Source organism: Xenorhabdus griffiniae, assembly GCF_015163655.1.
GTDB lineage: Bacteria > Pseudomonadota > Gammaproteobacteria > Enterobacterales > Enterobacteriaceae > Xenorhabdus > Xenorhabdus griffiniae.
Genome location: NZ_JADEUF010000140.1, coordinates 1 through 8,089 on the forward strand (window position 1 = coordinate 1; position 8,089 = coordinate 8,089).

Sequence of the window (8,089 nt, forward strand, 5' to 3'; positions counted from 1 at the left end):
GTACAAGTTAATATTGGTCCTTCTTATTATTTTACTTATTGTTTTGAAAGAGTATTTTCAACGTATTTTTTCACATTGGCATTTGTTGTATTGGTAGCGTTTTTGTTCAAAGTTGATGCATTGAGTAATACCATCAGCAATGCTTTAGATTTCTTTTTCGTCATATTAAGTATGATTTTACTGATGGGGATTGGTATCTATTTATTGATGTTAAGCCCGTCAAAATATCAAATCCGAAAATTAAATAAGGAATTAATTAAATATAAAATCGATGATGTTTCTTTATAGACGGTATTGGTTGAATTGTCATTGTATCTAAACTTAAAGTCTGTTAGATAGTGATATTCATTTCGCGTGTCTTCTGGAGCTACCCCAATGAAATCAAGCTGTTTAACGGAAGTTATATTACCCAATAATTATCACACGAGCAATTTTTTAGCCTTTCATCAGCGGGATGAAATGGGTGTTTCTGAAATAGTACAATATAATCAAATAAAAAAAGGGATTATTTGGTATGAAAATCCGGCTCTTTTAACCATCACAATAGAAAAGAATAGAGCGAAAATACGGCTTGATATTGATGGTGATAAAGACTGTTCTTCACAACATGAAGCATTATCGACGTTAGCCTCTCATATGCTTGGTTTAAAACAACCTGTTGATATCTTTGAATCTATCTATCAAGATCATCCCGTTATTGGCGAATTGGTTAACAGACAAACAGGCTTACGCATTTATCAGTCCGCGACACCTTTTGAAGCACTAAGTTGGGCGATTATTGGGCAACAAATTAGTTTAAGCGCAGCAATTTCCATCAGGCGGCGTTTTATTCAGGCGGTGGGGCGTCAACACTCTTCTGGGTTACTGTGTTTCCCGAATTATAAGCAAGTGATGCAATATTCGCCGCATGATCTCCGTCAGTGTGGTTTTTCTGTGGGTAAAGCCAATGCCTTATTGCATATTTGTCAACTGATTAACTCAGGGGATTTAGAACTCAATATTCCAGAAAGAGAAAATGCAATAAAACAACTGACAGAGAGTTTGCTTGCTATCAAGGGCATCGGCATGTGGACAGTGAATTATGCTTTGCTACGGGGATTCAATTATCTGGATGGTTCACTACATGGTGATGTAGCTGTCAGACGTAATCTCCAATATTTGCTCAATCAGGAAGACAAAGTGAGTGCGGAACAGGCGGAAAAATGGTTGGCAGATTTTTCTCCCTGGAAAGCGTTGGTGGGCGCGCACTTATGGCAACAGCAATCCAGTAGTGGATATTAATACCGTTTTAACTTCCTTATCAGGTGCTTTGACTGGCAAGATAAATTGAATCAAGGTTTCAGCCGGTATCCGGTAGAAAAATGGTGAGTTAAAGGATAGTGCGGATGAAATTGTTCCTTGATGCTTTTCTTGATGAGATTGAACTAGCAGATTGAGGTATTGGGTATAATAGGCGGAATTTTTATAAGCAAGAGAATGGGCAGTGACCGAAAATTTTAGTGATGAATATTGGATGCGTCGGGCAATAGATTTAGCCATGCAAGCACAGGCCAAGGGAGAAATTCCTGTTGGTGCTGTATTGGTAGCTGATAATAAGGTGATTGCTGAGGGATTTAACCACCCAATTACTGACCATGATCCTACCGCTCATGCAGAAATTATTGCGTTACGGCAGGGCGGGAAGCAATTGCAGAATTATCGTCTGTTAAATACGACACTGTATGTCACTTTAGAGCCTTGTGTCATGTGCGCAGGTGCGATGGTACACAGCAGGATACAACGATTAGTTTATGGTGCCAGCGATATGAAAACGGGAGCGGCAGGCTCGTTGATTGATATCTTGCGCCATCCAGGTATGAACCACCAAATTGAAATTACCGGCGGTGTGCTGGCGGAAGAGTGCTCCACTATGTTGAGTGCTTTTTTTAAACAACGCAGGGAGCAGCATAAGGCATTGAAAAAATTGAAAGCTCAGCAACAGGAAATGCCCTAATCAATTAGGGCTTAATGGTTGTTTCAGATTGCGTCGGTGTTTTATTCTCCGACGCTTTTTCGTGAGATTCAACATTATTGCCTGTTATTTTGTCATTTTCAGCTTGGGGAGGAGTGATAGTAGTATCCGTTGCCACTTCACTCCCTTCCACTTTCTCGCGGTTGGCTTTTGCTCTAAGGTATCCCTCCAGGCTCAAATAGTAACGCCGAATATTTTCAACGTAGCGATAAGCTTCATAGCCACGGGCATAACCATATGTTGTATTGGCGTAATATTTTTTCTTGCTGAGCAGGGGAAGACGCGTTTTAACATCCAGCCAACTGTCTGGATTACCTTTTTGCGCAGCGGTTAACTTACGGGCATCAAGAAGGTGTCCATACCCCATGTTGTAAGCAGCAAGGGCAAACCAAATGCGCTCATCTTCAGGAATGGTTTTTGGCAAACGTTCCATCAGATAGTTCAGATAAGCCATTCCTCCTTTTACACTCTCTTCTGGATCCAGCCGATCATGAATTCCAGCCCATTCTGCTGTTGGGCGGGTGAGCATCATTAATCCACGAACACCAGTCGGTGAAGTGGCTTGTGGGTCCCAATGTGATTCTTGCCATGCAATGGCTGCCACCAATTGCCAATCAAGCGATCCCGCGTATTGTTGAAAAACTGGCTGATAGGTTGGTAAGAGCTTATCGATGGCACGAATAAATGAAATAGTGTCGAAATAATCGAATGAACCGACATGACTGAAATATTTTTCTTGTAGCCGCGACATAATGCCGTTTTCAGTCAACATACTGAAGAAATCGAGCATAGCGGAGTAGAGGCTATAATCGCCATTGCGTTTTAAATACCAGGTTAAAGGACTTTCTTCACTGACATCAAAAGCAACTGCCAGATTGGGATGAATACGCTGCTGCAAAGCCAAACTGAGAGAGTCACTGATGGTATAGTCGATTTTTCCCTCGGAAAGTTGTTCGAGCAATTGTTGCGTATTTTCGCGTGGTGTTTCTTCCCAACTTAATTCAGGATAAGACTTTTCTTTCCACTTTTTCAGTTCGCTTACATGGGCTGAGCCTGCCGTGACGATGAGTTTACCTTTTAGATCGCCAAACGAACGTGGCCGTGCCTCCCCCTTGCGGTAAACCAGTTGTTGTATGACAGAAGCGTAGGCAGGGCCGGTGCGTGTTTGGTCCAGCCTATCTTTATTGTAGATAAGCCCGGCAGCCAGGAAATCGGCTTTATCGTTTTCCAAGTCGTCAAACAGTTGCTTAATGTTGGGACGAAACTTAATCACAAGTTTAACCCCCAGATAATCGGCAAACCGCTTGACTAACTCATAGTCGAATCCTGTCGGTTCATTTTTACTGTTAAGAGAGAGTAGAGGAGAGCTAATAGTGCTAACCCGCAGCTCTCCTCGTGCCAGAATTTTGTTTATCTGCTCCTGCTGTTTATTCGGCCAATTGATATTAAGGCCGATGATAGCAGCAGAAAGGAGCGTGATAATTACGATAACAAAGTAATTTATCTTTATGTTATTCAAATAGTTATCTCTTTTCAGAACGATTTAAAACCGTATGAAGTACAAGATAATAGCATGGTTAAATTTCCAGTAATTGAGAATTTTGCGTAACAAAAGGGAGATGTGCAACCCTATTAAACCCATTTTGGTATTTTATTGAGTGTATTGCTGGGTGGATAAATCACCACGCAAACGGTTTCGTCAGAGGAAACATTCCTCTATAATGCTTGCAGTTTCCCCTGAGGCATCAGTCAGGCTTTGCGTCTAAGATGAGAGAACCTATTATTATGGAAATTCTGCGTGGCTCACCCGCTTTATCGGCATTTCGTATCACTAAGCTCCTTTCCCAGTGTCAAGATCAACATCTCCCTGTTACCGACATTTATGCAGAATATGTGCATTTTGCCGAAGTTAATACCCCAATCACAGAAGATGAACGAGAGAAATTAAATAAGCTATTAAAATATGGCCCCTCTTTGGCTGAACTGGAGCCTAAAGGACAACTTATATTAGTCACTCCACGTCCTGGCACGATATCCCCTTGGTCATCGAAAGCGACAGACATTGCCCACAATTGTGGACTGAAGCAGATTGTCCGTTTAGAAAGGGGAATTGCCTATTATATTCAGGGTATTGGTATGGATGATGGGCAGTGGCAAACGTTGTCGGCATTATTGCATGATCGCATGATGGAAAGTGTGTTCACTCAGTTTGAACAAGCTGAAGTCCTGTTTTCTCACCAGCAACCTGCGCCGTTAAAACAGATTGATATCTTGCAATTGGGGCGGGCAGCACTGGAGTCGGCAAATATTGAATTAGGGCTGGCTCTGGCTACCGATGAAATTGATTATCTGATGAGCGCTTTTCAGGCGTTGGGGCGCAATCCAACAGATGTTGAGCTGTATATGTTTGCTCAGGCAAATTCTGAGCATTGTCGCCACAAAATTTTCAATGCAGATTGGGTTATTAATGGTCAGGCTCAACCCAAATCTTTGTTCAAAATGATCAAAAACACGTTTGAACAAACGCCGGATTACGTGCTTTCTGCTTATAAAGATAACGCAGCGGTTATGGAAGGCTCTAATGTTGGCCGCTTTTTCCCTGATTCCACCGGTGCTTATGACTACCATCAAGAGCCAGCCCATATCTTAATGAAAGTGGAAACTCATAACCATCCAACCGCAATTTCGCCTTGGCCTGGCGCAGCAACGGGTTCAGGTGGTGAAATTCGTGATGAAGGTGCAACCGGACGAGGAGCCAAACCGAAAGCTGGGCTGGCCGGTTTTTCAGTTTCAAACTTGAGAATTCCTGGGTTTGAACAACCGTGGGAAGCGGATTTTGGTAAACCTGATCGGATTGTCAGTGCATTAGATATCATGCTGGAAGGTCCATTAGGCGGTGCAGCGTTTAATAATGAATTTGGGCGGCCGGCATTGGCTGGGTATTTCAGAACCTATGAAGAAAAAGTCTGTTCCCATAATGGTACAGAATTGCGTGGTTATCATAAGCCCATCATGTTGGCAGGCGGGATCGGCAATATCCGTGAAGAACATATCCAGAAAGGGGAAATTTCGGTCGGCGCAAAATTGATTGTGCTGGGTGGGCCAAGCATGAATATCGGCTTAGGGGGCGGTGCGGCATCTTCAATGACATCAGGTCAGTCTGATGCTGACTTGGATTTTGCCTCTGTGCAGCGTGACAATGCCGAGATGGAACGTCGTTGCCAGGAAGTTATCGACAGTTGCTGGCAACTGGGGGATAAGAATCCGATTTTATTTATCCATGACGTTGGGGCTGGTGGTTTGTCAAATGCTATGCCTGAATTGGTCAGTGATGGTGGTCGAGGCGGGCGTTTTGAGTTACGCAATATTCTTAACGATGAACCCGGTATGAGCCCATTGCAGTTATGGTGCAATGAATCCCAGGAGCGTTATGTTTTAGCGGTAGCGCCAGAGCAGTTAGCCCTGTTTGAAGAAATATGCCGTCGTGAACGTGCGCCTTACGCTGTGATTGGGGAAGCCACGGAAGAGCGACATTTACTGTTGAATGACAACCATTTTAATAATCAACCAATCGATATGCCGCTGGATGTCTTGCTCGGTAAGACACCAAAGATGGTGAAAAATGTGCAGGTCTTGCAAGCGCAAGGGCAAGGTTTGGATCGCAAGGGTATTGAGCTCGCAGAGGCGGTAAAACGCGTCTTGCATTTGCCTGCTGTAGCGGAAAAAACATTCCTGATTACGATTGGGGATCGCTCCATCACCGGTATGGTTGCCCGTGACCAAATGGTTGGTCCTTGGCAAATTCCAGTCGCAGATTGTGCTGTCACTACCGCCAGTTTGGACAGCTATTATGGCGAAGCCATGTCAATGGGTGAGCGAGCGCCGATTGCATTGTTGGACTTTGCGGCATCGGCGCGTATGGCGGTGGGTGAAGCTCTGACCAATATTGCTTCCGCCTATGTCCAGGATCTGAAACGCGTGAAGTTATCAGCTAACTGGATGTCGGCATCAGGCCATGCTGGTGAAGATGCGGGTTTATACGCTGCCGTCAAAGCGGTGGGTGAGGAGCTGTGTCCAGCTTTAGGATTGACCATTCCTGTTGGCAAGGATTCGATGTCAATGAAAACCCGCTGGCGTCAAAATGGGGAAGAGCGTGAAATGACTTCACCACTTTCATTGGTTATCAGTGCTTTCGCACGAGTTGAAGATGTGCGCCGTACCGTGACGCCAGAGCTATCTACTGAAGATGACAATGCGTTGCTGCTGATCGATCTGGGTAAAGGGCAAAATGCGCTGGGTGGAACAGCATTGGCGCAGGTTTATCGCCAACTGGGGGATAAAACCGCAGATGTTCGCAACGTCGAGCAATTAGCGGGCTTCTTTAATGCGATCCAGCATTTGATTTCAGAACAAAAATTACTGGCTTACCATGATCGTTCGGATGGTGGGCTATTAGTGACATTAGCGGAAATGGCTTTTGCTGGTCATTGCGGCTTGCATACCGATATCAGTGCATTTGATGAAGATATCTTGGCCGCATTATTTAATGAAGAGCTGGGTGCGGTGATTCAAATTCGTGAGACTGACAGGGTGCAAATTGAAAACCTGTTGGCAGATTATGGATTAAATGAATGTGTGCACTATTTAGGTAAAGCTCAGGCGGGCGATGATTTTGTGATTTCCAGTGGCAATATGGAAGTTTATCGTCAGAAGCGCAGCACATTGCGCTTATGGTGGGCAGAAACAACGTGGCAAATGCAGCGTCTGCGTGATAACCCAGAGTGCGCAGATCAAGAACATCAGGCAAAACAGGATGTGAATGATCCGGGCCTGAATGTGAAATTAACCTTCAACCCTGCGGAAGATATTGCTGCTTGTTATATTGCAAAACAAGTGCGTCCGCGCGTTGCTGTATTGCGTGAACAGGGCGTTAATTCCCATGTTGAGATGGCGGCGGCATTCCACCGAGCGGGCTTTGAGGCGGTGGATGTTCATATGAGTGACTTATTGGCGGGGCGGATCACATTAGATCAATTCCAAACATTGGTTGCCTGCGGTGGCTTCTCATATGGGGATGTGCTTGGTGCAGGTGAAGGCTGGGCGAAATCCATTCTGTTTAATCCACGGGTACGTGATGATTTTGCGAGTTTCTTCGCAAGGCCGGATACCTTAGCACTTGGTGTATGTAACGGGTGTCAGATGATGTCCAATTTGCATGAATTGATCCCTGGTACAGAACACTGGCCGCGTTTTGTCCGTAACCGTTCAGAACGCTATGAAGCCCGCTTTAGCTTAGTGGAAGTGGCAAACAGCCCTTCATTGTTCCTGAAAGATATGGCCGGTTCGCGCTTGCCGATCGCAGTGGCTCATGGTGAAGGGCAGGTGGAATTCAGAAACGACCTGAGTTTGATGGAACTTGAAAAGCATCAGCAAGTCGCATTGCGTTTTGTAGATAACTACGGTTCAGTGACAGAAAACTATCCGGCAAACCCGAATGGTTCCGTGAACGGTATTACTTCTGTGACCAACCTTGACGGCAGAGTCACCGTGATGATGCCTCATCCTGAGAGGGTATACCGCACAGTTAGCAACTCCTGGCATCCTAAGGAATGGGGAGAAGATAGTCCGTGGATGCGAATTTTCCGTAATGCACGCAAACAGCTAGGTTAATAGCAAAGGCCCTGAAAATACATCAGGGCCTTTATGTATATAGAAAAACTATTTAGATATCGTAAAGAAGTAAAAAACCGCCTTCTATGAAGGCGGTTTTTTACTTTCAATGTGAGTTATAATTCGTCATTCCGCAGCTATGCCTGTAATATACTGATTTTTAAATGATTGCATGAATTTCATGCATATTTTTATTTTTAATTAAAACAATAAATTACGAATGCGGTGCGGAATGTCGGATAATTAGCGTCAAGTTGAGTGCGTGAATAATGGCCTAAGGAATAGCATTTGAAAATTTTAAAATAGGCCACTATAAAAATGGCCTATAGTTTCAAAGGGTTTTTATCTTAATTTGAAAGTAAGATAATTTTACGCATGTAATAAGTTTATAACCTGTAAAATAATAGT

General features: G+C 44.0%; 5 protein-coding genes. 4 read left to right on the forward strand and 1 reads right to left on the reverse strand.

Annotated elements, in window-relative coordinates:
- The 3 genes from IQ211_RS19700 to tadA form a co-directional block, all read left to right on the forward strand.
- Positions 1 to 288, forward strand: a 288-nt coding sequence (locus IQ211_RS19700) for a hypothetical protein (protein WP_228011608.1), incomplete at its 5' end; no start/stop codon positions are given.
- Positions 289 to 375: 87 nt separating this feature from the next.
- Positions 376 to 1,281, forward strand: coding sequence for a DNA-3-methyladenine glycosylase family protein (locus tag IQ211_RS16790; RefSeq protein ID WP_189760418.1), 906 nt, complete (start codon positions 376 to 378; stop codon positions 1,279 to 1,281).
- Between the two features lie 202 nt (positions 1,282 to 1,483).
- Positions 1,484 to 1,993: a tRNA adenosine(34) deaminase TadA gene (gene tadA, locus IQ211_RS16795; protein WP_189760419.1), complete on the forward strand. Its 510-nt coding sequence runs from the start codon at positions 1,484 to 1,486 to the stop codon at positions 1,991 to 1,993.
- Positions 1,994 to 1,997: 4 nt separating this feature from the next.
- On the opposite strand, the gene mltF is transcribed toward tadA, so the two are convergent.
- The gene (gene mltF / locus IQ211_RS16800) at positions 1,998 to 3,530 is read right to left on the reverse strand and encodes a membrane-bound lytic murein transglycosylase MltF (protein WP_189760420.1); all 1,533 of its coding nucleotides are present in this window, start codon (positions 3,528 to 3,530) and stop codon (positions 1,998 to 2,000) included.
- 266 nt (positions 3,531 to 3,796) lie between these two features.
- Between mltF and purL the strand changes: the two genes are divergently transcribed.
- Positions 3,797 to 7,681, forward strand: coding sequence for a phosphoribosylformylglycinamidine synthase (gene purL, locus IQ211_RS16805; RefSeq protein WP_189760424.1), 3,885 nt, complete (start codon positions 3,797 to 3,799; stop codon positions 7,679 to 7,681).
- The last annotated feature ends 408 nt before the right edge of the window (positions 7,682 to 8,089 follow it).